At 40.7% G+C, this 26,194-nt stretch carries 22 protein-coding genes and 1 riboswitch; of the genes, 10 read left to right on the top strand and 12 right to left on the bottom strand.

Going from position 1 to position 26,194, the window contains the following annotated elements:
* Positions 1 to 312: 312 nt before the first annotated feature.
* On the top strand, positions 313 to 1,506 hold the full coding sequence (locus GKC25_RS17855; protein ID WP_034660560.1) for an MFS transporter: 1,194 nt from the start codon (positions 313 to 315) through the stop codon (positions 1,504 to 1,506).
* 39 nt (positions 1,507 to 1,545) lie between these two features.
* Here the strand turns inward: GKC25_RS17855 and GKC25_RS17850 are convergent, their stop codons facing one another.
* From GKC25_RS17850 to GKC25_RS17840, 3 genes are all read right to left on the bottom strand, one after another.
* Positions 1,546 to 2,448 (bottom strand): quinate/shikimate dehydrogenase, encoded by a 903-nt coding sequence (locus tag GKC25_RS17850; protein ID WP_187704257.1) that lies wholly within the window; start codon positions 2,446 to 2,448, stop codon positions 1,546 to 1,548.
* A gap of 18 nt (positions 2,449 to 2,466) precedes the next feature.
* Positions 2,467 to 3,648 carry an MFS transporter gene (locus tag GKC25_RS17845; RefSeq protein ID WP_095285584.1) on the bottom strand — a complete coding sequence of 394 codons (1,182 nt, stop codon included), beginning with the start codon at positions 3,646 to 3,648 and terminating at the stop codon, positions 2,467 to 2,469.
* Between the two features lie 431 nt (positions 3,649 to 4,079).
* The gene (locus tag GKC25_RS17840; protein ID WP_034660557.1) at positions 4,080 to 5,102 is read right to left on the bottom strand and encodes a LacI family DNA-binding transcriptional regulator; all 1,023 of its coding nucleotides are present in this window, start codon (positions 5,100 to 5,102) and stop codon (positions 4,080 to 4,082) included.
* Between the two features lie 261 nt (positions 5,103 to 5,363).
* Positions 5,364 to 5,443: riboswitch (glycine riboswitch) on the top strand.
* Positions 5,444 to 5,605: 162 nt separating this feature from the next.
* Here GKC25_RS17840 and GKC25_RS17835 point away from each other — a divergent pair.
* Positions 5,606 to 6,952 carry an amino acid permease gene (locus tag GKC25_RS17835; protein ID WP_034660556.1) on the top strand — a complete coding sequence of 449 codons (1,347 nt, stop codon included), beginning with the start codon at positions 5,606 to 5,608 and terminating at the stop codon, positions 6,950 to 6,952.
* A gap of 48 nt (positions 6,953 to 7,000) precedes the next feature.
* On the opposite strand, the gene GKC25_RS17830 is transcribed toward GKC25_RS17835, so the two are convergent.
* Together GKC25_RS17830 and GKC25_RS17825 are read right to left on the bottom strand one after the other, a co-directional pair.
* Complete coding sequence (locus GKC25_RS17830; RefSeq protein WP_034660555.1) at positions 7,001 to 7,681, bottom strand: DUF3169 family protein; 681 nt, start codon at positions 7,679 to 7,681, stop codon at positions 7,001 to 7,003.
* Entirely contained in the window at positions 7,678 to 7,884 is a 207-nt protein-coding gene (locus GKC25_RS17825; RefSeq protein WP_034323321.1) for a helix-turn-helix transcriptional regulator, read from the bottom strand. Before GKC25_RS17825 ends, GKC25_RS17830 begins: the two co-directional genes overlap by 4 nt.
* 170 nt (positions 7,885 to 8,054) lie before the next feature.
* Between GKC25_RS17825 and GKC25_RS17820 the strand changes: the two genes are divergently transcribed.
* Positions 8,055 to 8,678 carry an NUDIX hydrolase gene (locus GKC25_RS17820; RefSeq protein ID WP_034660554.1) on the top strand — a complete coding sequence of 208 codons (624 nt, stop codon included), beginning with the start codon at positions 8,055 to 8,057 and terminating at the stop codon, positions 8,676 to 8,678.
* Positions 8,679 to 8,689: 11 nt separating this feature from the next.
* Here GKC25_RS17820 and GKC25_RS17815 read toward each other — a convergent pair whose 3' ends face one another.
* Complete coding sequence (locus GKC25_RS17815) at positions 8,690 to 9,172, bottom strand: DUF4188 domain-containing protein (RefSeq protein WP_095285585.1); 483 nt, start codon at positions 9,170 to 9,172, stop codon at positions 8,690 to 8,692.
* A gap of 4 nt (positions 9,173 to 9,176) precedes the next feature.
* A complete protein-coding gene (locus tag GKC25_RS17810) occupies positions 9,177 to 9,728 on the bottom strand; it encodes a PadR family transcriptional regulator (RefSeq protein ID WP_034660552.1) in 552 nt (183 codons plus the stop codon).
* Between the two features lie 219 nt (positions 9,729 to 9,947).
* Between GKC25_RS17810 and GKC25_RS17805 the strand changes: the two genes are divergently transcribed.
* The 4 genes from GKC25_RS17805 (at position 9,948) to GKC25_RS17790 (ending at position 15,334) form a co-directional block, all read left to right on the top strand.
* Complete coding sequence (locus GKC25_RS17805) at positions 9,948 to 10,814, top strand: hypothetical protein (protein ID WP_052004378.1); 867 nt, start codon at positions 9,948 to 9,950, stop codon at positions 10,812 to 10,814.
* Positions 10,815 to 11,124: 310 nt separating this feature from the next.
* Complete coding sequence (locus tag GKC25_RS17800; RefSeq protein WP_034660550.1) at positions 11,125 to 12,984, top strand: beta-glucoside-specific PTS transporter subunit IIABC; 1,860 nt, start codon at positions 11,125 to 11,127, stop codon at positions 12,982 to 12,984.
* Positions 12,985 to 12,988: 4 nt separating this feature from the next.
* Positions 12,989 to 14,455, top strand: a complete 1,467-nt coding sequence (locus tag GKC25_RS17795) for a glycoside hydrolase family 1 protein (RefSeq protein ID WP_106030713.1) — start codon at positions 12,989 to 12,991, stop codon at positions 14,453 to 14,455.
* 30 nt (positions 14,456 to 14,485) lie between these two features.
* Positions 14,486 to 15,334, top strand: a complete 849-nt coding sequence (locus GKC25_RS17790) for a PRD domain-containing protein (RefSeq protein WP_034660546.1) — start codon at positions 14,486 to 14,488, stop codon at positions 15,332 to 15,334.
* 100 nt (positions 15,335 to 15,434) lie between these two features.
* On the opposite strand, the gene GKC25_RS17785 is transcribed toward GKC25_RS17790, so the two are convergent.
* The 5 genes from GKC25_RS17785 to GKC25_RS17765 all read right to left on the bottom strand — a co-directional run bounded on the left by GKC25_RS17785 (position 15,435) and on the right by GKC25_RS17765 (position 22,345).
* Positions 15,435 to 16,613 carry a Rap family tetratricopeptide repeat protein gene (locus tag GKC25_RS17785; protein WP_095285588.1) on the bottom strand — a complete coding sequence of 393 codons (1,179 nt, stop codon included), beginning with the start codon at positions 16,611 to 16,613 and terminating at the stop codon, positions 15,435 to 15,437.
* Between the two features lie 659 nt (positions 16,614 to 17,272).
* Positions 17,273 to 18,034 carry an ABC transporter ATP-binding protein gene (locus GKC25_RS17780; RefSeq protein WP_187704256.1) on the bottom strand — a complete coding sequence of 254 codons (762 nt, stop codon included), beginning with the start codon at positions 18,032 to 18,034 and terminating at the stop codon, positions 17,273 to 17,275.
* A 13-nt stretch (positions 18,035 to 18,047) separates the two neighbouring features.
* Complete coding sequence (locus GKC25_RS17775) at positions 18,048 to 20,375, bottom strand: ABC transporter permease (protein WP_342689871.1); 2,328 nt, start codon at positions 20,373 to 20,375, stop codon at positions 18,048 to 18,050.
* On the bottom strand, positions 20,372 to 21,625 hold the full coding sequence (locus GKC25_RS17770) for an MFS transporter (RefSeq protein WP_034660538.1): 1,254 nt from the start codon (positions 21,623 to 21,625) through the stop codon (positions 20,372 to 20,374). The genes GKC25_RS17775 and GKC25_RS17770 overlap by 4 nt, the downstream gene beginning before the upstream one ends.
* A gap of 69 nt (positions 21,626 to 21,694) precedes the next feature.
* The gene (locus tag GKC25_RS17765) at positions 21,695 to 22,345 is read right to left on the bottom strand and encodes a TetR/AcrR family transcriptional regulator (RefSeq protein ID WP_342689870.1); all 651 of its coding nucleotides are present in this window, start codon (positions 22,343 to 22,345) and stop codon (positions 21,695 to 21,697) included.
* A 161-nt stretch (positions 22,346 to 22,506) separates the two neighbouring features.
* On the opposite strand from GKC25_RS17765, the gene GKC25_RS17760 reads away from it, so the two are divergent.
* The 3 genes from GKC25_RS17760 to GKC25_RS17750 all read left to right on the top strand — a co-directional run bounded on the left by GKC25_RS17760 (position 22,507) and on the right by GKC25_RS17750 (position 26,180).
* Positions 22,507 to 23,619, top strand: a complete 1,113-nt coding sequence (locus tag GKC25_RS17760; RefSeq protein ID WP_342689869.1) for a CdaR family transcriptional regulator — start codon at positions 22,507 to 22,509, stop codon at positions 23,617 to 23,619.
* A 118-nt stretch (positions 23,620 to 23,737) separates the two neighbouring features.
* A complete protein-coding gene (locus GKC25_RS17755) occupies positions 23,738 to 25,009 on the top strand; it encodes a GntP family permease (protein ID WP_034660535.1) in 1,272 nt (423 codons plus the stop codon).
* 31 nt (positions 25,010 to 25,040) lie between these two features.
* Positions 25,041 to 26,180: a glycerate kinase gene (locus tag GKC25_RS17750; protein ID WP_342689868.1), complete on the top strand. Its 1,140-nt coding sequence runs from the start codon at positions 25,041 to 25,043 to the stop codon at positions 26,178 to 26,180.
* Positions 26,181 to 26,194: the final 14 nt, after the last annotated feature.

Here is a 26,194-nt window from a genome sequence, read left to right as displayed (position 1 = left end):
ACGATGAATAGAGTTGACACATCTTTTAGGGAGTGGAATTAGCCACTCTTTTTTTCTATCGATGGAGTCATACGCTTGATCGATGATTTTCTCTCAAATTTAAGCAATTCACTATCTTTACCTTTCGCATTCGTATAAAATAAGAGAGTGAAAAATTGAAGAAATGCTTGATACATGAAGGGCATGTAAGCTGTGAGCGGATGAGATGTATGAACGTGAAGGCTGCAAAGCTGTTCTTCCTCACATATGAGATCTTGTAAGCGTAACCATTATTTGTCACTTCATTGCGATGGTGTTGAGGGGTGTGTCAGGATGAGAAATCCGTATGTGAGAACGGCTTCTAGTCTTTATATCAATTATTTTTTATTAGGTATGGTCAATATTATTTTGGCTTCAAATATGCCATTTTTAATCAAACAGTTAGATACCAATAGTGCGGGAATTAGTTATATGATTTCGGCGCTCGGCATTGGCAGGGTGCTCACGTATGGTCTATCGGGCGTGCTGTCAGATCGTTTTGGGCGAAAGCCGGTCATTTTGGTTTCGGGTGTGCTGATGGCGGTGTTTCTCATCGGAATCCCATTGTCTCCGAATTATCAAATTGCGTTTGCGTTTGCGATTTTGGCAGGGGTGGCGAATTCGGCGATGGATGCAGGAACGTATCCAGCGTTAATGGAGGCTTTTCCTCAAAACTCGGGATCTGCGAATGTGATGGTGAAGGCCTTTATCTCGATTGGGGCAACCATTTTGCCACTGGCGATTTTCTTTTTAGCAGAGCATGATTTGTTTTATGGAATGGCATTTTTTGTTCCTGCTCTGATCTATCTTGTGAATGTCTTGATACTGTGGAGCTTGCCATTTCCGAATCATCGCAAGGTGGAGCAAGTCCAGGTAACGGAGCATGACGGACTTCCGCGCTTCTCGACAGAGCCTACGTTTTGGAGAGAAGGGATTGCACTCATTGTGATCAGCTTTACGTCAAATGGGCTGTATGCGTTGCCGCAAATTTGGCTGCCTACTTACGGTGAGACCATATTGGGGATGGCTTCAGGGAGTGCTGTGAAGCTGCTTAGTTACTATAGCATGGGCGGTCTGCTGTCTGTCTTATTGCTCGCATTTCTTTTGCGACGTTTTGTCCGTCCAGTCACTGTGCTGCTGATCTATCCAATCATTACACTTGTCTCCATCTGTGTACTATTGGTCGTGAAATCCCCAGTCATCGGAACTGTCAATGCCTTTGTATTGGGATTCTCAACAGCCGGTGTTTTTCAGCTGACGTTAACGGTGATGGCTGAATTCTTCTGGAAGAACAAAGGAACGATGACAGGGATTATCTCCACAGCCGGCGGGGTGTCGGCTATTGTCATTCCGGTCGTAACAGGTTTAATTGAAAGTCACTCGACCATTTTACAAATCTTTCTGTTCGATGCGGTGGTGGCAGTTGCCGCTATTATCGGTGCACTGTATATTCTGTATCGATACCGTCAAATCATGGTCCATGAATAAAAAAGACGACCTCCGCTCAGGAAGTCGTCTTTCTTTTGTTTAGAAACGGTCATTTTCAAAAAGAATTTGTTTCACTTGATCAACTGGCATATCTTCACCAGTAAAGAGTTTGTAAGCAAGTGCACCTTGCCATAGCATCATGCCAAGACCGTTAATGGTTTTGGCACCAGCTTCCTGTGCTTGCGCAAGGAGCTTTGTTTTTTGCGGGTTATATACGACGTCTGTCACGATTAAATCTTCACGCAGGACATCAAGCGTATCATCGATGATGCTGAGCTGATCTAGTGGTTTCATGCCAAGGCTTGTCCCATTTGCTAAGATTGCACTTTCAGCTACTTCACGGCGGAAAGCGTCTTTGTTTTCAAGTGGGAAAATGTTCGCTTTGACACCAAATGATGTCATTTCGTTGTTGATGTAATTTACATTTTCTTCTGCTTGAACAAAGTATTGATCATTACGAGCAAAAATACTAATTTCACGAATACCTGATTGTGCAAGCTGAATGGCAATCGGTGTTGCAGCTCCGCCAGATCCGACTAGTGTGACCTTTTGTCCAGCTAATTCAACGCCATGTTCAATCAAGTTTCTCACGTAACCAAGACCATCTGTGTTGTAGCCAATCAGTTTGCCATCTTTGTTTACGACGGTGTTACTTGCACGTGTGTATTTTGCAGAATCATCTAGTTCATCTAAGTAGTCTAGCACTTTCATTTTGTTCGGCATAGAAACGTTAAACCCAGCTGCACCCATTGCTTTCATACCGTTGACAGCTGCTTCTAGTTCCTCATTCCCTACTTCAAATGCGAGGTAAGCGTAGTTGATTCCTGTTAGTGTATAGCCAAGGTTATGCATACGTGGTGACAGGCTGTGTCCGATTGGTGTAGCAAGAAGGCCTACTAATTTTGTTTTTCCATCAATATTACGTTCATGTATGTTTGTCATGATTGACATCTCCTTTAATTATCTAAACAATTTTTTCATGCGTCCAAGAACAAAGACCGCTAACAATACGCTAATAACCGCAATGATCATATCGAAAAATAACGTCATTTTAATATCGTACGTGCTGACCAAACCGCTTGTAATGAGCGGCACAAGAATAAACGCTGAGCTTGCCGCAATGTTGACGTATGATGAAGCCGTTGCTTTGTTTGTAGGGAATAATTTCATCATAATACTCATCGCCAGCTGGAAGATCCCTGCTGTAAATAATCCTAAGAAAAAGGTGCTGACAATGACAATGCTATACGTTTCAATTTGAAATAGTGAAAGCATGGCAAGAAATGCTCCAACTGGATAAATGATTGCGACCATAATCGGCGAAATGAATTTATCTAATACAATTGAGAGCAGTAGAACTGACACAAGGGCACCAATACTAAAATAAGAAAGAAGCTGTGTCGCTTGTCCTGCGCCAAGCCCAATCAATTTCAATCCGAGCTGTGGAAGCCACGTTTGCCATACGACAAACAATGCAGTAGACGTGAATCCCATGAGCACGACGGCTAAGCCTTCACCCAACATTTTAGGTTCTTCCTTCATTTGTTCCTGCACTGGAAGGTCATCTTGTGTAGAGACTTGCTTATGGTTCGGGAACGGCATAAAGATCAAGTAAATCCCTACAAGTAAATAAAGAAGTCCTAGCCCAAAGAACGCCCAGCCCCAGAAGATGTCATGTGCAATAAGGAACGCCAAGATAAATGGAAGAACAGTCGCTCCAATTGAAACGGACGCCTTCACTAAAACAGAAGCTGAACTTGCCTTTTTAGGAAACGATTCTGTCAAAGCAGGATATGTTCCCGAATCAAGTAATGAGTTTGCAATCCCGGCTGAAATCGCAAAGATAAATGCCAATGTATAATTCGTTGTCGTTGGAATACCGATTAAGAATAATAAGTAAAGAAAGTTCCCTGTAATAATGACAGGCTTACGTCCCCAGCGGTCTGCTAACCGGCCAGAGAAAAAGAGAGCAATCAGTTTACCAATTCCGATCGCCGATACAAGCAAGCTGATTTTCGTAATATCTACATGGTAGCGTTCAGATAAGCTATCCATATTGGACGCTACAATGATATTGATCATGCCGAGCATGAAGTAATTTAAATACATGCCGAGTGACGATTTAATATAAGGATTTTTCATGTTCCCACTCCTATATTTGCAACCCTTTTAGGGTTAAATCTTTTTATGTCGGTTGTTCTTTTTATGAATGTACATAAAGCCCATCACAACACCCCTTATGTGATTGATGAAAAAATAATGAATATTCATCTGTTCTTCAATTAAGTATATCGTTCTACTAAAATAAAAAAATAAAAACAGCCTTGATTAGAAAGTGAATCTTCATAATTTGATCAGAATCAGAAAAGTCCACTTTTAACTGATGTTGATAAAAACAACGATACACAGAAATAGGTATAACGATATACTAAAAGAAGCAACGAGATAAATATACTCCTGTGTTTAAAATGTGTCAAGTTTATGACTTTGTGATTTAAAAAAAGAAAAATGAAACAAAGAAATGATTGACTTGCTCAATAAAAAAAGAGAATTGCTATACACAATTCTCCTTTTCACGATGAGGTAGAGCTTTCTCTGATATGAAGTTGAGGCTTTAAGATCAATCGCTGCAGCTCTTCATCCTGCTCGTTCATTTTATGATATAAAAGGTTCGCTGCTTTTACCCCGATGGACCGTGGGAATGAAGAGACAGTGGTGAGCGGCGGGTGATACATTTCCGCTTCAGGGATGTTATCGAATCCAACTACATCGATATCTTCACCAGGCTTGATGTCACGTGATGTCAGTCCTTGAATGACCCCAAACGCAACTAAGTCACTAAAACAAAAAATAGCGGTAGGAGGATCGGGCTGATCGATGACTTGGGCGAGTGCTTCTTTCCCGCCTTCACGAGTCGGTTCCATATCAATAATAAGAGATTCATCAATTGTTAGGTTTGCCTCGTCGTGGGCTCTTTTGAACCCTTTCATTCGGTCAATCCAAGTCGAGGAGGACTTGATGCCGCCTAAAAAGGCAATGCGCCGATGTCCCTTTTGAAGAAGATGATGGACCGCCATCCAAGCGCCTTGTTCATAATCAGCACCGACATAGTCACAATGCACATCTGCTAATTCACGATTTGCCAGTACTTTTGGGGTGCGAATTTGATTTAATTGTTTGACCGTCCGAGCAGAGCTTTTCGAAGCTGGGTTTAAAATGATCCCGCCAACTCGGTGCTCTACCATGGTGGAAATGAGCCGTTCCTGCTTATCGACACTGTCAAAGGTTGTCCCAAGTAAAACGGTATAGCCCAGTGATTCAAGTGTGGTTTGCACGCCGATTAAAAACTCAGAAATAAACGTGTTTGAAATATCCGTGACAATCACACCTACAATATTTGAACTTTTTGACCGCATGTTAGCAGCGACGCGGTCATACACGTATCCTAATTCCTCCATAGATTGCAGGACCTTTTTTCGAGTGGCTTCAGAGATTCTTGGGTTGTTTCGAACAACGAGTGAGGCCGTTGAAGTCGATACACCGGCATGACGGGCGACTTCCTGTAATGTGACACGCTGTTTGTTCATTTTTTTCATTTATCTTCACCAACTTCAATGGATTGCCTAACTTGGTTCATGGTCAGGATGGATTTCTCCATCAAACGAGCCGAACATCTTTTGATTTATTATACCTTAATGAGGGGTGTTGATGAAGTGATGTCAGGTAGAGTGACAGAAATCATAAAAGATTTCCATTGACAGCTTTCTTCTAGAGGCGTAAAATATGAAATTATTCAGAAATAGCAACATTTTAAGTAAATAACGAAGGCTATGATTGCTGTGGGTCACACTATGGCAGGAGCAGCTTCTGGAGAGACCGCATGTATGTGCGGCGCCGAAGGGTTCACAATCTCAGGCAAAAGGACAGAAGAGTACGAAATATTGTATTTGTAATGCATGGATGACGCCGTGTATTGCTTTTCTCTATTTTGCTATTCTTTTATGACCGTGAGATTGGAGCGCATCCAATCTCTTTTTTTATGGACTTTTTGAGGGTTCATTATTTCAGTATAAGATCGTGTCGTAGGAGGGCGTTAGCATTGGAACAACAAGAATTAAAACGAGATTTATCAAACCGCCATGTTCAGTTGATTGCAATTGGCGGAACCATTGGAACTGGGCTGTTTTTAGGCTCTGGAAAGGCCATTCAATTGGCAGGTCCATCGATCATTTTTGCTTATTTAATTGTCGGAATGGCGATCTTTTTTGTCATGAGGGCACTTGGTGAATTACTCTTATCGAAGGCGGGCTATCAGTCATTAACCGATATTGCAGAGGACTATCTCGGTCCTTGGGCTTCCTTTGTGACAGGGTGGACGTATTGGTTTTGCTGGATTATGACAGCGATGGCGGATGTCATTGCTGTCGGAGTGTATGTGCAGTACTGGTTTGACATCCCGCAATGGATTCCTGCCATCATTTGTTTGTTGATTTTACTAGGGTTTAATTTATTAACGGTGAAGCTTTTCGGAGAAATGGAATTTTGGTTTGCGTTGATTAAGGTCATTACGATTCTATTACTGATCGGCGTTGGAATTGTCCTTTTAATCATGGGTTTTCAAACAGATGCAGGTCCGGTGACGGTGACGAATCTTTGGTCACACGGCGGATTATTCCCGCATGGTGTCACAGGCTTCTTACTGTCATTCCAGATGGTAATCTTTGCGTATGTGGGAGTGGAACTAGTCGGTGTGTCCGCAGCAGAAACAGCCAATCCGCAAAAAAACATCCCGTCTGCGATTAATAAAATTCCTTTAAGAATTCTATTTTTCTATGTGGGTGCCATCTTTGTTTTACTATGTATCAACCCATGGACTGAGCTCAGTGCATCAGAAAGTCCTTTTGTGAAAACTTTTGGGCTGATTGGGATACCAGTAGCAGCGGGACTTATTAATTTTGTTGTCTTGACGTCTGCGGCTTCAGCTTGTAATAGCGGTATGTTCTCAACAAGCCGAATTTTGTATAATCTCAGTCATCAAAAACAGGGCCCGGCTTCCTTTGGACGTCTGAACAAGCACGCTGTTCCAAGTAATGCACTATTCGTTTCAACGATTGTGGTATCGGTCGGTGCTCTTTTAAGCAAGCTGATTCCCGAACAAGCCTTTGGTATTGTCACAACCATCAGCGCCATTTGTTTCATTTGGGTATGGAGTATTATTTTAATTTGCCATTTGAAATATAAAAAAACACGGCCTGAACTGCATGCGGCATCTACTTTTAAAGCACCGTTCACACCTTTTGTGAACATTTGTGTTCTTGTGCTCTTTGCTGCCATTCTTGTAATCATGCTGTTTGCGGATGCAACACGTCCGGCGCTCTTATTAACACCGGTTTGGTTTGGTTTCTTATTATTGATTTATGCACGAAAGAAACGCCGTGCGTCATAATGGACGGAAAAAAGCACAGCCTTTGCATTAGGCTGTGCTTTTGTTCATTTAACGATTTCTAATCCTGAACATATAATTTGCATTCAAAATGATTAAAACAAGTCCAATCACCATGATTGAGAAGAGCTGAGAGTGATTGGCCCCAAGGGAATACACAATCAAAATAAACATGGCACCGATCAACAGGATATTCATCAATTGATATGTGTGAAACAGTCCGCCAAGCATCACATGCTTTTCACCTTCGTCAGAAATAGCGAGCAGCTTTTTACTATAATCTTTGTCAGATGGGCTTGGTAGGTTGCGATTAGGGTAGACAAGCTTTAGAACGGATATCGCTACATAAGAACCGATAATGGTGACGATAAATAAAGTAACATTGACCAGAATCAGCCAAATAGGCTGCTCGGTTACGATGGCCATACCGATGGCAATAATGGACAAAATGGTACTCACCGTATTGGCTAACGTCAAATCAGTAAAGGTTCGATACTGTTTTGCTTCCAGTTCATCCTCCTCATCACCAGATACCGAAAGTGATACTCTTTTTTTCATACGTGAAATCCCTGAAAAACAATAAATAATCAATAGAATCGTCAATCCGCTGATGACAAGAGTCGCTTCGAATGCAACATCAAGAAGTGTCATCTCAAATTCGGCTGCCAGCAGACAGTAAGCGCCGAGAAAGCCAAGGAGAGCACCTAAGAGCATTTTGTATACAGTTTTCATGTGAGTTCATCCTCCTCGAATAGAAAAATACGTTCAATGGGTTCCTGAAAAATTCGTGAAAGCTTAACAGCGAGCAAGAGAGACGGCATTAATTCATCTCGTTCCATCAAGCTGATGGTCTGACGAGAAACCTTTGCACGCTTTGCAAGCTCAGTTTGGTTCAACCCATCACGCGCACGAAGCTCTTTTAGCCGATTTTTCATTCTGTCACCTCAACTTTGATCGAAATCTTTCTTTGATTGTAAAGTATTGTATTCAATTTGACAAGTATAGTTGTCAAATTGATAAAAATAATTGTCAGAAAGATCATCTTTAATCAAAAGGTGAACCATGATACGCTAAAGGAAAGAGGAACAGAAAACAGGTGATGTCCGTGTTCATTGACCAATTAAAAAATGACTTACATCAATCACAACCGTTATTTATTGGAGAAGAGACAGCGTTCAAAGCTGCGGTCCTTGTCCCTTTGGTGCAAGTAAACGGGGAATGGCATATATTATTTGAGGTGCGATCGCTGACCATGAGAAAACAGCCGGGTGATATTAGCTTCCCTGGTGGCAAACTCGACGGCAGCGAAACAGCACAGGAAGCTGCATTGCGGGAAACATATGAGGAGCTGGGCATTCCGCCAGAATCGGTGGAGATTCTTGGACAGCTCAGTCCTTACATTGCTTCTCCATCCTTCGTGGTCTACCCATATGTCGGGATCATTGATGAACAAAAAGTGAAACACTCCTTCAATCAAGAAGAAGTAGAAGAGACCTTTACCGTGCCTCTATCATGGCTCAGCCAATATGAGCCGTACTTACATCATGTATCCGTTCAGCCAACACCAGGTGAGGATTTCCCTTATGAAAAAATCATGAATGGTGAGAAGTACCGCTGGGGGAGCCGATCGATAGAGGAATGGTTTTATGATTATGAAAACTACACCATTTGGGGATTAACAGCCCGCATATTAAAGCATTTTGTGACCGTTGCAAAAAGAAATTCCTAGAGATTCGCTCTCTAGGAATTTGTTGTTTTCAGCCGTTCTTTCGCTGTTTGTTTTCCTTTACCAATTGGAATAGGAGCTCTCGCTTGGCTCAGTCCGTAGGAAGGCATGTTCATATAGACGGATTCATACGAGCCGGCTTGAATTTGATAGGTTTCATGATAAATGCCCACTGCGTCATTGTTCTGAGCCTTCTGATGGAAGTTCTTCCAAGCCGCCAAATGTTTTTCCATCTTCGCATAGGCAAGGAGGTCATCTGTTGATTTCCAATATTGGATCATCGCTGTCGTGCGTAAGCCAAAGTAATTCTCTGTCCCGAGGAAACCAAGCTCATCTTGATGGGTATACAGCTCTTTGATCATGCCAGGCATCGCCATGAACACAGGCAGCCATTGATGAACTGCCCAGCGTTTGTTGATCCGCATGCCGATAATGAACACAACAATCGAGTCAGAATTCTCTGTTGTAAACCTGCCAGCACGTATGTCTTTTTTCATTCATTTACCCTTCCTTCTTCATCAAATGGGATGTTTCCACGCACCAATCAATTCCCGCTTGAGCCACTCTTTTTCCGTAATCTAAAGTAAACAGCCAATACTTCGCATCCGCTTCATCTGGATAAAGCTCTTGAATGTTTTTTTCAATCGAAACATAGGTCTCATAACGGATACGAAGCTGCCTTTCATAATCCTGTAGAAGCACCAGCTTTTTCTCAAACGAAAGATATTGACCGAAGAATAACTTTAATAACACTTCATTTCGTTCTGTTGGTAACTGATCGAGCGGCTGCGCTAACCACTGCCTTAACGTCTTCAGCCCTTTTTCAGTCAAATGATATTCCCGCTTGTCTGAGCGGCCAGACGTAGAAGCGGGTGAAACCTTAGCAAGACCTTCCTCGACTATAAACTTTAAAGCTGGATAAATTTGTCCATAACTAATTTTCCAAAAATGATGCAAGCTCTTATCAATTAATTGCTTCACTTCGTACCCTGACTTACAATCTGTCGTTAAAATACCTAAAATTGCATACGTCGTATCATTGTATTTTTTCATATCAGCACACCTATCTAAAAGATATATCAATTAGATATATAATAAATTTGAAATGAATAAAAAGCAAGAAAATAATAATTGATAGATTTATATTTTTGAAATACAGGAGATAAATCATAAATATGGTAATATATACTTGATGTGTAAAGTGCTTGCGCATCTATTCATAAAAGAATGGAGGGTGTACAAATGAAGTTGAGGAACATAGGAATATTGTTCATGATTGTTGCACTATTGATTGGTGTTGGAAGTTTTGGAGGAAACAAAGCATCTGCTAAAAAAGAATCACTGAATCAATCTTATGCATATGCTTATAAAACAAAGGACAATGTCAGTTGGCTGAAGGTGACTGAAAAGAAAGGCAAGGTCACGGGTTACCTAAACGGTAAGGGTGTTAAGATTGATCCAATTGAACCTTTTATGGTGAAAACAAAATACAAACTAACCGGGAAAACCACCAAAAAAGGATACAAACTTAAAGTCCAACAAAAGAAGAAAACAATCGTATATGACATCTATTTTTCTGGAAAAGATCTCATGGTCAAAAAGCAAGGAGCAAAGAAAAGTAAACGCTATCAAGCTGTTGATGAGAAGAAATTAAAAGAATACAAAAAAGCCATAGATAAGCGCTATGATGAGTACGTCGATACAGCAGAAGACCGTTACTATGAGATCATAGGGAAATACACAGATAATTTAAATAAAGCCTACGGCTATCTGTATACAGCAAAAAACAATTCATATCAAATTTTCCTTGATATCGAAGAAGCCGTTTTTGAAGGGGATTTTTCAGGAGCTATTACAATCTCCAAAGCCACAGGGAAGAAAAGTAAGCCATTGAAAAAAGAAAAATATCAAGCAGTTGGAACCACAGGTTTTAAAAACTTTTGGGTATATCCCACACCAAAAATAAAGTGTGGCTTGTCTAAGATGATAGGGTCATCTGATGTAGAGGCTTCCTATATTGAGTTACCGATTTGGAAAAAGAATGAAAAAATGAAACTGAAAGCTGTGAATAAGAAACAATATCAAAAGCAAGAAGAAGCATTTAAAAATGCCGCAAAGAAAAAAGCAAAGAAAAAATAATGATAATAATTAAGTCAGATAGGACATTTGAGACTATCTGACTTTTTCGATTTAAATTTCCTCTAAAGTAAAATGAGGTCGTTTTGATGACATTAGACTTGTAAAAAAATATTTTTTAAATTCAAAAATATATGTTGACGCTTACATTAACTCAATATATACTAAAATCAAATCCAATATTGATAAATTAGACATGTGACTGGTCATGCAGGCAGGATCTAAAAACGATGAATTTCTTTAATTTGTCGTTTTAGGTCCTTTTTTTATTGCCGAAATATAGGTCTCATGTATGAGAAAAGGGGGAGAAAAAATGGATTACACACAGGTTGCCAAAGACGTTTTACAGCATGTAGGTGGCAAAGAAAACATTGCGCACCTTGAGCACTGTTCAACAAGACTTCGCTTCACACTGATTGATCAGAAGAAGGCAGATGTACCGGCTCTAGAAAAAACGCCAGGTGTCATAGCTGTCAGAATGTCAGGTCAATGCCAAGTGGTCATTGGGAATGACGTCATCGAAGTGTATCAAAAGTTAACAAGTTTAATAGGTAGCAGCTCATCAGGGAAAGACGCGCCTTCCAATCAGCCAAAAGAAAAAAGAAAAGCAGGCACAGTTCTGTTAGATTTCATTGTAGGTGTCTTCCAGCCGCTTGTTCCAGCTATCGCAGGCGGAGGGATTTTAAAATCATTTCTTCTCCTTTTCTCTTTATTAGGCTGGATGGATGCAAAGGGCCAAACCTATCAAATATTGAACATGGTAGGGGACGCACCTCTTTACTTCCTCCCTTTACTAGTCGCTGTAACGACTGCCAATAAACTAAAAGTAAACCCACTGGTCGCATTATCAGCAGTCGGTGCGCTCCTTCTTCCGAACATGACGGCTATGCTTACTGAAGGTGCGCAATTGATGACATTCGACGTAAAAAATATAGCTTATGCGTATCAAGTGTTCCCAGCAATCCTTTCTGTATTGCTTTACGCTCAAATGGAAAAATTCTTTACACGATTTTCACCAAAACCAATTCGGATTTTCTTTGTCCCAATGATGTCATTGGTCATTACTGTACCAGTTACGTTACTTCTATTAGGACCGATTGGTTTTACAGCAGGACAAGGTTTTTCATCCATCATTCTTGCAATGTTTAATACAGTAGGCTGGGTAGCTGTCGCAATTTTAGCAGCAGTCCTCCCATTCATGGTCGCATCAGGTATGCACAAAGCAATGGTCCCTTATGCAGTCACAACAATGGGGACCCTTGGGAAAGAAGCGCTTTATTTACCTGCATCACTTGCACATAATATTGCTGAAAGTGGAGCGTGTTTCGCTGTGGCACTACGCACAAAAGACAAGGTACTCAGATCAACAGCCATTTCGGCAGGGATTTCAGCATTTTTTGGCATCACAGAGCCTGCTTTGTATGGTGTGACACTTCAAAATAAGCGGGTCCTTGGAAGTGTCATGATTGGTTCGTTTGTTGGCGGAATCTTCATTGGATTAGTTGGTATACAAGCCTTTGTACTTGTTGGCCCTGGATTAGCAAGTATGTCGATGTTTATCTCAGATGAGCTCCCGCGAAATCTGATGTTTGCTGTCATTGGAGCAGTCATTTCGTTTATTGTCGCCTTTATCGCTGCTTTTGTATTAGGTAAGGATAAAACAGTAGAAGAAAAGACAAATGATCAAGCTGCATTTGCTGAACAAATTGGAGCAGGTGAAACATTCAAAAGCCCTGTGATTGGTCAAATGATCTCTCTATCTGAAGTAAAAGATGATATTTTCTCTTCAAAGGTCATGGGTGAAGGAATTGCCATAGTACCTTCAAAAGGAGCGCTTTATGCACCAGTAGATGGCGAGGTGACCTTGCTGTTCGAAACAAATCACGCACTTGGTATGAAAACGGACCAAGGGGTTGAAGTATTATTCCACATTGGCATCGATACCGTTCAGCTGGAAGGACAGTATTTTCATCCAAAAGTGCAGGCAGGAGAACGTGTTCAAGCAGGAGATTTACTGATTGAATTTGATGTAGAAAAAATCATAGCAGCAGGATATGATCCAGTTACACTTGCTGTAATCACAAATACAGATCAATATGATATAAAGGTACAGCCATTACAAGAGGTCAATCGTCAAGATACATTGATGGTTGTCACACAATTAGGAGGCTAATCATATGACAACAATTAAAGGTTTTCCAAAAGGATTTTTATGGGGCGGCGCCATTGCCGCCAACCAGGCAGAAGGCGCCTGGAATATAGATGGAAAGGGACCATCAGTTGCAGATATTGCAATGTATCGTTCCAATTTAAGTGTAGAAGATTATGAAGGACATCTTGCTGTTACTTCTGAAAATATAGATCGTGCAATAAAGGATCCAGACGATAAAAAGTACCCAAAACGCAGAGGTGTTGATTTCTATCATCACTATAAAGAGGATTTGGCTCTATTTGCTGAAATGGGCTTTAAAACACTTCGCATTTCTATTGCATGGAGCCGGATCTTTCCTACTGGAGAAGAAGCTGAACCGAATGAAAAAGGGCTGCAATTTTATGATCGTGTATTTGCCGAAATGAAAAAACTCAACATAGAACCGATTGTGACACTCTCTCATTATGAAATGCCTTTAGCCCTTAGTGTGAAATATAACGGCTGGGTTGAAAGAAAAGTGGTCGATCTCTTTGTGAAGTTCGCCAATGTTTGTTTCGAACGTTATCAACATGATGTGAAATATTGGCTCACTTTTAATGAAATTGATAGTATACACCGCCACTCATTCATTACTGCAGGAATTATTCCTGATCGTTGCCCAGAAGGAAAAGTAGAAGAGACGGTGTATCAAGCGCTTCATCATCAATTTGTCGCATCTGCTCTTGTAACAGCAGATTGCCATCGTATTATCCCAGGCAGCGAGGTTGGGTGTATGCTGACAAAATTGACAACGTATCCGCATACATGTCATCCGAATGATGTGGAACAAGCCTTGAAACAAAACTTAGAAAACTACTTCTATGCAGATGTTCAGGTGTTTGGCGAATATCCGCCACTGATTACACGTATGCTTGAGAGAAAAAATATTCATATTCATATGGAAGCAGATGATCTAACCATTCTAAAAGAAAACACAGTAGATTTTATCTCATTTAGCTACTATATGTCTTTAACTGAATCAGCCCAAGAAGGATTAGAACAGACAGAAGGGAATACGATTCGTGGAGTCAAAAACCCTTATCTTCCTTCAACTGACTGGGGCTGGCAAATTGATCCGGTTGGTCTGAAAATTTCTTTAATCGAATTGTATGATCGCTATCAAAAACCTCTTATCATTGTCGAGAACGGAATGGGTGCAAAGGATGTAGTTGAAAGTGATGGCTCTATCCATGACGACTATCGTATTAACTATTTTAAAGAGCATTTCCGTCAGATGAGAGAAGCGATTGAAGAAGGCGTCGATCTCTTTGGATATACGAGCTGGGGCTCAATTGATATTATTAGTGCAGGTACATCACAAATGTCAAAACGCTATGGCTTCATTCACGTAGATCAAGATGATGATGGCAACGGAACCTTAAAACGATCTCGAAAAGACTCATTTTATTGGTACCAAAAAGTCATTGAGACAAATGGTGAATCGCTTGATTGAACACCACAATCATGAAAACAGGTGATGACGATGTTTAAAATCAAAAAAGTTTTAAACTCGAGTGTGGTCCTGGCTGAAGATCAGAACCAACAGGAGATGGTTTTGTTTGGCCGAGGGATTGGCTATGGACAGAAACCGGGTCAAATGATAGAAGAGAAAAAAGCGGACCAAGTCTTTATGTCAGTCGATAACATGAGAGCAAAAGAATTTCTTCAACTGTTAGATTCAATGCCTCAAGAGTTTATCGATTTAACTCAGCACATCGTCCAATATGCAGAAAAACGGTTAAATTCAAATCTAAATTCAGGTGTTTATTTTACCTTAATGGATCATTTGAATTTTGCTGTCGAACGACATAAAAAGAATATTAATATTACGAATCGCGTGTACTGGGAAATCAAAAATTACTATACTGAAGAATTTGAAGTAGGGAAGTACGCACTTGAGTTAGTCAATGATACATTGGGCATACAATTACCAAAAGAAGAAGCCGCCAATATCGCCTTTCACTTAATTAATGCATTAGGTGAAGAATCTGATTCGAAAGATGGCATGAAATATGCCAAAATGATCGGGAGTATTGTCAATCTTGTGCGCTATACATTGAATATGAAGATGGACCAAGAGAATATTCATTACAGTCGGTTCATTACACATGTGAAGTTCTTTGTAGAAAGATTTTATGCAAATAAATTACTCTCAGATCAAGAAAATGAGTTGTTTGAACAAATTGCACACTTGTATCCTCAAGCGATGGATGTTGCTTTTAAAATCAAAGATTATATTAAACAGGTGCATAGTATCGTCATTCCTAATGATGAGCTTACTTATCTTGCGGTACATATACACCGCCTCATATCTTATCAGCAATTAAAATAATGGTGGGACCACTTGCCTTGTGATCAGGCAAGTGGTTCTTTGCTATGACTAATTTTTATATTAAGTTCCGATAGGTCGTTCTGTTGTACCAGCATTCGTCTCATTTAACGAATTGAAAGACGCTGTTTGTCCGAAAACAACGATGGTTAAAGCGATGATCAATAAACTCATTTTTTTCATTAGAATTCCTCCAGTCAAGTATAGGATGGTTCCCGTGATAGGCTTCCTTTAAAAAGAGATAGGCTTGATGAATGTCACCCAATTCCTCAAAGTGTTTTGCAGCTAGAGCACTTAATTCACAGGCACCTTCAGCATCCTTTAATTCTTTTAGAATGCTGATTTCATCGAAACAGGCTTGAGCTTTTTGAGCCATATCTTCAGTAAAATATAGATGGTAAAGCAAATTCATTTTTGCTGTATAGATGGGGCATTTCTCTGATTCATGTTTTTGGTTGACCAATTCGAAGTAATAGAGAGCTTGTGTTCTTTCATCAATAGAGAGCAGCTCTTTGATTAACATAAACATGGAGTGATGGAAATAGCACGATGAGAGGTAGTTTTCATCACTTAGAGCCTTTTCTAGGGCATCGATACATTTTTTCGATTCTCCAGCTTCGGCATACAGAATACTGATATTATGAAAAAGCTGTGAAGTTAGAAAATGATCATTTAGACTGTCAGCGATGTGTATTGCTTTTTTGTAGTAGTTTTCTGCTCTTATGAAGTCGCCAATGTCCATATAATTAGCAGCGGCGATGACAAAGGCTGTCGCTAGTCTTCTTTCATATCCTTCATGACTTTTGAAAATATCTATAGCATTCTGAATATAGTGAAGAGAAATTAGGCTTTGACGAAGTAGCATATATAAGTTTGCGATTTTCGTATGAAATTCTGCTACTTCTATTTCATCCGGAATGTTTTGCAGTTTTTTCTCGGCAATTTTAAACAGTCCAATGGCTGATGCATAGTCCCTGTTATATGAAGCGTAAAGGGCTTTGTATAGGTAAAAATAGTATTCAATTAAATCGTTTGTTTTAGAGGGGCAATCTAGCTCTGTCTGTTCATTCAGTTTTTTACCTCTCCGTTCATATAACATGAGTTTATACTTGCCTTCTAGCAATGAATAATAAGTCAAGACCTCCTGATTCTCTTCCATTTCTTGAAGTAATTGCTTTAATTCTGTGTACATTGCGTTAGCACTGTGTACATCATGCTTGCGAATCGCAATTCGCCAATCATTTAAACGGTTCCCCACCTGTTCAGCAGAAATGATAGCCATGAAATTTCACCTCTTTAAGATCCTTTCACCTGTTTCACTAAAAAACGATATCACAATTTTTGGAAGAATATAATCATTTCTGCGAGGTGATTGCCAAGAGGTAATAAAAAGGACCTAAGGTCATGTGATGTACGAAATTGTAATGGTGATTGAATGTTTTTACAAATGATTAAAATCTTTTTTTAGTCGTCTAAAAAAGGGATATATACATTGGGTTTTATGATTATGTTCGAAAATATCACTGGTATATTACAAATAAAGTGATTTTAGGTAAACGACGGGTCGGTTGGAAGGTCGATCTATTAAAGAAAATCAGTTATGATGATGCTAGATCAAATTTGGAATAGAAACTGATAGAAGCAGACAAAAATAAATGCCAATCACAAACACTAGTCTATTAGAAAGGACGTTGATATGAAAAAAAGATTTCAAATCTTAAACTGGCAAATCACAGTGATCATGACGACGCTGTTACTCGTTTTAGTGACTCTGTATATGTCAAAGAGATACTTTTATAGCAAAGAAATAGAGTTGCTGACAGAATCTTGTCAACAAGTAGGCGGCAAAATCATATTAGAAACAACTCGTTTTTCGATGGATTATTCGTTTGAGTGCCAGAAAAAATAGAACAGGCAGCTTTCTGCCTGTTTTTACTCCAATTAAAAACCTAAATTTTGCAGCCATTGATTTAATCTAAATTCTCGATTCTCGGCAGTTGAGCCATCATATCTCCCTAAATGTAAGCTGGCTGTTATTTCTCCGTCATTCATAAACATGATTCTTTCAGAACGAAGAGCAACCTTTGGGTCATGTGTGACGAGCAGTAGTGTCGCTCCTTCAGAATGGATTTTCGAAAATATATTCATCACTTCCTTCGTTGCATTGGAGTTAAGAGCACCTGTTGGTTCATCAGCAAAAAGAATGTCTGGTTCATTCATAAGCGCTCGACAGATAGAGACTCTTTGAAGCTGACCTCCTGATACTTCTGACAAATATCTATCTGCTAAATGATCAATATCAAGTTTCGCCATTAAATATCTAGCTCGCTCATTCACTTCTTTTCTTGGCTTTTTCTTTGTTAAGTAAGCTGCAACAATGATGTTATCAAATAGATTAAGATTTTTTAGTAAGTGGCTGTGTTGAAAGACAAATCCCATATCTGTTAAACGCAGAGCAGTTAACTGTTTATCTGTCATTTCTGATAATAAACTGCCTTTATATTTGATCTCTCCTGTTGAGGCTGATTCTATCCCGCTAAGCTGATAAAGCAAGGAGGTTTTCCCGCATCCGGAAGGTCCCATAATGGTCACAAATTCCCCAGGATTTATCGATAAATGAATATCTTTAAGAATGATTTGTTTCTGTCCTTTTAAAGAATCAATTTGCAAAGACAATCGCTTTGTTTCAATCAAGTGTTCCATGTGAAACATCTCCTTATGAAAGTGTATGACGTGTAGTTTGACTAGTAAATAACGACTTCAATAACGAAGCAGTTAAAGCTAAGCTGACAATCAATAGTGTGATTGGGTACACAACTGACACCCATTGTGGTGCCAGCCACTGCAGGCTTGATGCCCCTAAGGATGCTCCACCTACACTCATCAAAGCTGGTCCAATCGTATGGGCAGCGATCGTACCAATAAAGGTGCCCAAAGAGATAACGACGATAAAACTTGTGATATATTGTACTGTTACATCTTTTTTAGAAAATCCAATCGTTCGTAATAAATGGTTTCGGCTTGAATCTTTTGCTTTTAACATGTGCAGAAACATGAATAACATCAAACTGGCGGTTCCAAAAGCAGCTAATGTAGACAAAAATGCAACGACTTTTACTAAAGATGCTGTGCTGCCGATTGTTTGATGAACGTATTCTTTCATATCTGTTACTTTTGCAGGAGATATCTCTTTTTCAAATACTGTCTTTTTCTCCGCAATTTCTACTCCTTGGTTTAGTTGGATTTGAATGGTTTTCCAAAGAGCTGTTTGAGGAAATGGCTGTGATATTGCTTTTGCTGTTTTCCCGCCGTTAGTGACATCCTGATAAATGCCAGTCACAGTTTTTTGAATTTCCTGCCCGTTTGTTACGAGAGTAATTTTTTCTCCAACCTTTTTTTGGAGTGAATCTGAGCTGAGCACTGATAAGGCAATTTCTTTCTTCTTTAAAGGCTGTCTCCCTTGTAAATAGGTGAGAGGAAATGCTGAGAGATTACCTGCTTCTAAATAGAGTGTTTCTAATGAATTCTCCTTTGATTTTGCCTGAAGAGAAGTTGTTTCATATATGGCTGATGCTTGAATGTCTCGATCATCACGAATCATTGATTCTATTTTATTAGTATTTTCCTTTAGATGATTTCCTTGTCGTATATCAATTCGAAGGTCACTTTGACCAGAGCCAAGATATGTGATGAAATCCGGCGATTGTAAGGTGTACCATAGCTGAATAGGCAGCAGCATCAAAAATGTACAAAGGGCCATAATACAAGTAATCGTTGTGTACAACTTCTTTCGTGATAACAGATCTTTTAAACCAAGCCAAATATTGACTGATATGAACCTGTTTTTCTTGAGATGCAAGGGTATTTGTTTTTTATCATTCGTTGAAATGACGCTGCCTTGAAGTGCTTGAGCAGCTGATACTCGACCAAACTTTCTTAGGACAGCATAGCTGCAAGAAATGACGATCATTGCTATCACTATAGAAACACAAAGCGGGATGAACCAAGAAGTAAAAGAAGGCTGATTCCCCATGTAGCGCTGAATATTGGTCGTAAACAAATCACCAAATAAAAGCGTTAACCCATAACCTGCTATACACCCTACACAAGCAAGCACGGCATACTTTCCAACGTATAATTGCTTGATTCTTGTTAAAGGAATCCCAAGCACCTTCAGTATTCCAATTTCACGTTCATCCTCTTCTATAGAAGCTGTCATAGCAAGATGGAGAGAGAGAAGGGCTATACCAATGAGCAGCATGCAAATAAGCAGGAGAATGGCAATCACCATTCCATCTGTCAATGCATTCAGCATACGGAGCAAAGGTAATGTGACAGCTGGACCTTGCTGTGGAAGCTGTGATGACTGGTAGATTGCTTGAAAGGCATCTGCCTGAGCGGCATCATGCAGTAAAAATTCAATTAAATATTCCTTTTTATGAAACACTTGATTCATTGCGTCCCAATCCTTGTGATGAAGAAGGAATCTTTTCGAACTAACAAGACTGGGGTTCATTTGTGCATCTCGCAAGAACGCTTTGATGCGGAAAGAGAATTGATTAGACCCTTTCCCAATCAGTAACGTTTCTCCTATCTTGAGATGATACTTTTGTTGAAAATAGATAGGGACAGCCACTTCACCTTTATTGACAGTGAGCTTTTCATTTTGTTCATTTAAAAGAAAATCAAAATGACGATTTTGTTTCACAAATAAATGATCCATCACACCTGCTTTGGCGGGTTCATGTCCGAACTTGATGTTTGCATGTTCAATTGGAATCATTGGGACGATTTGATGTGCTTTTACCATGGACTGCTTGTTTGAAAATGCTTCAATGTCTTTTTCATTTAGGCTGCCGTCATGCATTTGGACAAAATCTGGTGCCTTGGCTGAATGGAGCAGATTAGAAATGGAACCATTCAGCTGTACTGTCATTTGAGCGGCGTTTGTTGCGAGAAATGATGTCAACATAATACAAATGGTTAAACCGATGGAAATGAGACGGTGGCGGGTTAAGTCTTTCTTTATAAACGTCAGTCTCATGAGGCTGATTCTCCTTCATGTTGAAGCATATTTTTTGTTAAGTAGGCAAGGGCAAACATGAAAGTGCTGACTATTAGCACCGTCACATACATGTTGGCTGAAAACGTATTGAACAAGAATCCATACATCATTTGACCAAGCGGGGCAGCACATTGAGAAACCATTGTCAGGTTTGCCATCACTTTTCCTAATTGACTATTTGGCGTTTTCTTTTGAACATGTGAAATCACAACGATTGAGATCATTGTAAGCAGCATAGCAATTGGAAGACATCCTGCTAGAAAGAGAAAATAAGCTGGATAAGTGCCAAATTGAAGAGCTGTGTTGGATGTTGAGAATGCGACAGGTAGCAAGATGATCGCGATGACGATCAGCCAGCGATATAAAATAGGTATCTGCCAATGCTTTGCTACAAGTCCAACTAGCAGAGCCCCTGCGATCACAGCGAACTCAATCAAGCCCATGCCTATTCCATACATGATGTCACTGCTTTTCATTGTGACCCTTAAAATGATTGGACCACCCACGATAAAAAATGGCGTGAGGATGAAATTTAACATTGCAGCAAGCAGCATGGCTCTTTTTAAAAATGGCTGACTGCCAATATAGGAAAATCCTTGTTTCATATCTTTTACGAGCACTTTGCCCATAGTTTCCGTTAGCGGGCTAGGTGAGAAGGATATGTTTAACCGTAAAAGCATGCATGCTGATAGAAAAAACACGATGGCGCTGGCACCTATGATGGATTGACTTCCAATCAGTCCGTACAGAACCCCGCCGATAATAGGAGCGAGAACACCTGAAAGTGCCTGCACGCCATTGACGATTCCGTTTGCTTGTTCTAATTGTTCCTGTTTTACTAACTGTGGAATGCTGGACATCACAGCAGGAGCATAGAACGTACTCATCACACCAAGAAGCACCATGACTGCTCCGATCATATAGAGTGAATCATTTCCTGAGAATAACCAAAAATAAAAAGCCAGAATCATGATGCCGGTGAGAACATCAAATAAAATCATCAAGTTCCTTCTGTTAAACCGGTCAGCGATTGCGCCTGCTAAGGGAGAAAGAAGGAGTGGGACATTGGATAAAGCGAATAGTAAGGCATATAAGTCAACACGCTGGGTCATATCCAGCACGTGTAAAGATAGAACAAACCGAATTAAGGAAGAACCAAAAACGGAAATAATTTGTCCGAGAACGAGGTACATAAAGTGGGATGAACCTCTTTTGGATAACAAAGACATGAGTATCACTCTCCTTTTAGACCGACCGTCAGTCTATAACGAATGCAGGATTGGTATTGAAGTGACCAATCACTGATTCTTTTCATCCAGCTCTCCAGTTAATCGCTTTAGAAGAAAGCAGAAGCTTCCCTTTTCTGCATGTAATGAGGATTCGAGGATATCGATAAAAGCTAAAGCGCGTCGTATACTTTCTTCGGCTGTCCATTGAAAAAGGCCCTCATCAAATATGACCTGTGCAGAAGCAAGAAGGAATTCAACCGTTTCTTGCGGGAACTTTGTTTTGAATGTTCCTTCTTCCACCCCTTGCTGAATGACGTCTGCCAATACGGGTGATAGTTCTTTAATCGCTTTGATTAAGCTTTTTTGGTGCATCTCCGCATTAGAAGGCTGATGGAATTGTTCAATCATCCCCTGTTTATTGCTTCCTTGCTGAGGCGATTGTGCCATGATGATACGAAATAGTTTGTCGACGACTGGAAGGTCTGGCTCAGCCGCAATACGCTTTGCCACGATGATATCTGCTTTGATGATCCTGTCAATAATGGCATCCATCACTTCTTCTTTGGATGAAAAGTAATAATAAAAAGTGCCTTTTGCAATGCCAACAGCTCTCAGAATGTTGATAATCGTTGTTTGCTGATAGCCTTTGGTAGAAAAAAGCTCTTCTGCTGCATTTAAGATGTCATTTTTACGTTCTTCAGGATGTTTAACGGTTCTCATAAAGCCATCCTTTCTTTTGACTAGACTATCGGTCGGTCTCTTGATTTGATTAAACACTTTTCAATGTACCTTTGTCAATGCCTCATTTTTAAACATATTGCATTTATTGTGCAATGACACTATGATACATTGAATGAAAACACTTTCAGGAGAGATGCCTCATGCAATTTTTAACCACTGAATTGGCACAAGAAATGGTTGAACGTACGATGCGTATTTTAGATAAAAACATCAATGTGATGAATGCGGATGGTGTCATAATTGGTTCTGGTGAACGAAACAGGATTGGTCAGAAACATGATGGTGCACGACTTGTGCTGACAAGCGGAAACAGTATGGAAATTGACCATGAGGCGTCCTTACGCTTAGAAGGAGTGAGACCTGGAATCAATTTGCCTATTTGCTTTCGTGAACAAGTAGTTGGTGTGATTGGAATTACTGGTGAGCCAGAGGACATTCGGCATCATGCCGAGCTGGTGAAAATGGCAGCTGAGCTTGTGTTAGAGCAGTCTTTTCTGCTTGAACGAATTCAGTGGCGGCAAAGAATAGAGAGTGAAATTGTCAATCAGTTAATTTCTGATTCGGACGTTGGTGATCATCAGCTAAAGAACCGAGCTGCATGGCTGGGAATGGATTTAGATAAGCGCCGAATGGTCATCGTTTTTCAGCCAGTTCCATCCTCGGAAGACGCTGTGCATAAAATGATGCATGCGATTCAATACGATAAGAATGCGGATGATTTGCTTGGCATGACCTTTCGTCATGAATTGGTTCTTTTAAGGCAGCCAATCCCTGATCATCGTTTAAAGCATGTGGCAGGGCAGCTGCAAAGAACAATGGAAAAAGCAGTAGGAGGTCAGGTGCTGGTGGGGATAGGGACTGTCGCCGACGACATAAGCCGACTGCCATTGTCCTTTGAGCACGCAAGAGATTCCTTGCGGTTGGGGAAGGCTCTTCATCCGGAGGAAAGTATTTATTTTTTTAAATCTTATCAGTTGGAAAGGCTATTCCTCACTGCAGGAGCTGTTGAAGAGGAGATTAGATGGACTGACTTTTACAAGCCATTAACACAGGAAGCGGAGCTCGCCCAAACTTTAAGGATTTACATTGAAGAGGGCGGTGATTTACAAAGAATTGTTGATCGTTTATTTATTCACCGGAATACTTTGCGATATCGTTTAGATAAAATTCAAGCATTGACCGGAAAAAATCCCCGTCATGTGAAACAGTTGATGGAGCTTTATATGGCGCAGTTGATGAGTCAACTATCTTGATTGTGCATATGCACAATGGAATGAAGGGATAAATTAAAAAAATTCATCTAGATTCACAACCCGATCCCCACTAGTAAACGCTTACAATTGGAGAAAGACATTTTGGGGGAGATCGAGGATGAGTGGAGATGTGACAGTAAGTACACTGGGAGCCGTGACGGCGCTTGTGATAGCGATTGTTCTTATTCTAAAAAAAGTATCACCTGCATATGGCATGCTGGCAGGTGCCTTCATAGGCGGCTTGGTAGGCGGTGTAGATATTGTTCAGACCGTCAACGTCATGATGGAAGGCGCTAAGGATATGATTCCGGCTGTCCTCAGAATTATGGCGGCAGGTGTGCTGGCTGGCGTTTTGATTGAGTCGGGTGCAGCTTTAACTATCGCCGAGGCTATCGTGAAAAAGCTTGGAGAGGCGAGGGCGTTATTAGCACTCGCACTGGCAACCATGATTTTAACAACAGTGGGCGTTTTTGTAGATGTAGCTGTTATCACGGTAGCACCCATTGCACTTGCCATTGCCAAACGGGCAAAGCTGTCGAAAACGGGGATTCTACTTGCCATGATTGGAGGCGGGAAGGCAGGGAATATCATGTCACCGAATCCGAATGCCATTGCCGCTTCTGATGCTTTTGGTGTACCGCTTACTTCAATGATGGCTGCGGGTGTCATCCCGGCTGTGTTTGGATTGGCTGTTACATATGTGTTAGCCAAAAAGCTTGCAAAAAAAGGGACACCTGTTCTTGAAGAGGAAACTGCGCAAAGCAAAGTTCAAGTGCCAGCTTTTTTTCAAGCACTTGCGGGTCCGCTTGTCACCATTTTATTGTTGGCTTTAAGACCGCTTTTTCAAATCAATATAGACCCAATGATCGCCTTACCGATCGGAGGCATTGTAGGCGCTCTTTTCATGAAAAAAGGGAAGTTTCTCAATGATTATGCGATGTCGGGGCTTCATAAAATGTCGGGTGTAGCGATTATGTTATTAGGGACAGGCACACTAGCAGGAATTGTATCGAATTCTTCCTTAAAAGATGTGTTTATTCAAGCACTCGATGCATCGGGATTACCTCCGTATTTACTTGCACCAGCTTCAGGGATATTTATGTCAGCCGCCACCGCTTCGACAACAGCAGGAACGGCGGTAGCGAGTGGCGTATTTAGCGGTACATTAATTGGCCTTGGCGTATCTGCTCTTTCAGGAGCAGCCATGATTCATGCTGGGGCAACAGTGCTAGATCATATGCCGCACGGGAGCTTTTTCCATGCCACAGCAGGCAGTGTTCAAATGGACATCAAAGAGCGGTTGAAACTCATGCCTTTTGAATCGTTAATTGGTTTGACATTAACCGTTGTATCGACCATTATATTCGGCGTTTTCCAGTTGTTTGGCTGATGACATTTGATAAGAAACGAGGGGCTTTAGGATGAAAATTGTGATTGCACCAGATTCATTTAAAGAAAGTTTATCTGCATATGAGACAGCATGTGCCATTGAACGAGGATTTCATGCGATTTTGCCAAACGCTGAATATATCAAACTTCCAATGGCAGATGGAGGAGAGGGGACCGTTCAATCGCTAGTTGATGCGACGGGCGGGCACATTGTCAATCAAGTGGTCACAGGTCCGCTTGGGGAGCCTGTTGATGCCTTTTTTGGCATGTTAGGGGACGGTCAGACTGCCGTCATAGAGATGGCCGCAGCCTCTGGGTTACACCTTGTTCCGCAAGAAAAACGCAATCCCTTATTCACGACATCGAGAGGAACAGGGGAATTAATGCTTGCGGCACTGGATCAAGGAGCGAAGCATGTCATCATTGGGCTTGGCGGAAGTGCAACAAATGATGGCGGCGTTGGGATGATGCAAGGATTAGGTGCGGCTTTTCTTGATAATGCAGGACAGGATCTGTCGCCAGGCGGTGGAGCCCTTCATCAATTAGCTTCTATTGATCTATCTGGACTTGACCCAAGACTGCAATCCGTTCGGCTGGAGGCAGCTTGTGATGTGGACAATCCTTTAACGGGTGAAAGAGGAGCATCTGCTGTATTTGGTCCTCAAAAGGGTGCTGATAAAGAAACGGTTCAAGTGTTAGATAAAAACTTAGCTCATTTTGCACAAGTAGCAGAAAAACAGTTCAATGTATTTTTTGAAGGTGCAGCAGGGGCAGGAGCGGCAGGAGGACTTGGTGCGAGTTTATTAGGCTTTTTACATGCCGATTTGCAAAGAGGAATTGATATTGTGCTGAAGGCAGTTCATTTTGATGATGTCATCAAGGAGGCAGACCTTGTCATTACTGGGGAAGGCCGGATTGACCAGCAGACCATTTATGGAAAAACGCCAATTGGTGTAGCCAAAGCAGCAAAGCAGTATAACCTGCCTGTGATTGGTATTGCGGGCTCCCTCTCAAAAGACAGTGCAGTTGTACATGAGCATGGAATTGATGCACTTTTTAGTATCGTTCCAGGTGTAACTTCTCTTTCTGAGGCGATGAGAGATGGGGCTCTTCATGTAGAGAGAACCGCTCGGAATATTGCGGCTGCTATATCAATTGGAAGAAATAAGTAAACGTTGAAAAATGT

This window comes from Bacillus pumilus (assembly GCF_038738535.1).
In the GTDB taxonomy this organism is placed as follows: domain Bacteria; phylum Bacillota; class Bacilli; order Bacillales; family Bacillaceae; genus Bacillus.
Note: the sequence above shows the minus strand (reverse complement) of the source record. Positions and strands in the feature narration are given on the sequence as shown.

Coding starts and splice junctions, on each gene's coding strand:
- GKC25_RS17830 (WP_034660555.1), bottom strand. CDS start 7,681: ATGAAAACTGTATACAAAATGCTCTTAGGTGCTCTCCTTGGCTTTCTC.
- GKC25_RS17850 (WP_187704257.1), bottom strand. CDS start 2,448: ATGACAAACATACATGAACGTAATATTGATGGAAAAACAAAATTAGTA.
- GKC25_RS17770 (WP_034660538.1), bottom strand. CDS start 21,625: ATGTCTTTGTTATCCAAAAGAGGTTCATCCCACTTTATGTACCTCGTT.
- GKC25_RS17775 (WP_342689871.1), bottom strand. CDS start 20,375: ATGAGACTGACGTTTATAAAGAAAGACTTAACCCGCCACCGTCTCATT.
- GKC25_RS17765 (WP_342689870.1), bottom strand. CDS start 22,345: ATGAGAACCGTTAAACATCCTGAAGAACGTAAAAATGACATCTTAAAT.
- GKC25_RS17815 (WP_095285585.1), bottom strand. CDS start 9,172: ATGAAAAAAGACATACGTGCTGGCAGGTTTACAACAGAGAATTCTGAC.
- GKC25_RS17825 (WP_034323321.1), bottom strand. CDS start 7,884: ATGAAAAATCGGCTAAAAGAGCTTCGTGCGCGTGATGGGTTGAACCAA.
- GKC25_RS17805 (WP_052004378.1), top strand. CDS start 9,948: ATGATTGTTGCACTATTGATTGGTGTTGGAAGTTTTGGAGGAAACAAA.
- GKC25_RS17750 (WP_342689868.1), top strand. CDS start 25,041: ATGAAAATTGTGATTGCACCAGATTCATTTAAAGAAAGTTTATCTGCA.
- GKC25_RS17780 (WP_187704256.1), bottom strand. CDS start 18,034: ATGGAACACTTGATTGAAACAAAGCGATTGTCTTTGCAAATTGATTCT.
- GKC25_RS17755 (WP_034660535.1), top strand. CDS start 23,738: ATGAGTGGAGATGTGACAGTAAGTACACTGGGAGCCGTGACGGCGCTT.
- GKC25_RS17800 (WP_034660550.1), top strand. CDS start 11,125: ATGGATTACACACAGGTTGCCAAAGACGTTTTACAGCATGTAGGTGGC.
- GKC25_RS17845 (WP_095285584.1), bottom strand. CDS start 3,648: ATGAAAAATCCTTATATTAAATCGTCACTCGGCATGTATTTAAATTAC.
- GKC25_RS17855 (WP_034660560.1), top strand. CDS start 313: ATGAGAAATCCGTATGTGAGAACGGCTTCTAGTCTTTATATCAATTAT.
- GKC25_RS17785 (WP_095285588.1), bottom strand. CDS start 16,613: ATGGCTATCATTTCTGCTGAACAGGTGGGGAACCGTTTAAATGATTGG.
- GKC25_RS17760 (WP_342689869.1), top strand. CDS start 22,507: ATGCAATTTTTAACCACTGAATTGGCACAAGAAATGGTTGAACGTACG.
- GKC25_RS17840 (WP_034660557.1), bottom strand. CDS start 5,102: ATGAAAAAAATGAACAAACAGCGTGTCACATTACAGGAAGTCGCCCGT.
- GKC25_RS17810 (WP_034660552.1), bottom strand. CDS start 9,728: ATGAAAAAATACAATGATACGACGTATGCAATTTTAGGTATTTTAACG.
- GKC25_RS17795 (WP_106030713.1), top strand. CDS start 12,989: ATGACAACAATTAAAGGTTTTCCAAAAGGATTTTTATGGGGCGGCGCC.
- GKC25_RS17790 (WP_034660546.1), top strand. CDS start 14,486: ATGTTTAAAATCAAAAAAGTTTTAAACTCGAGTGTGGTCCTGGCTGAA.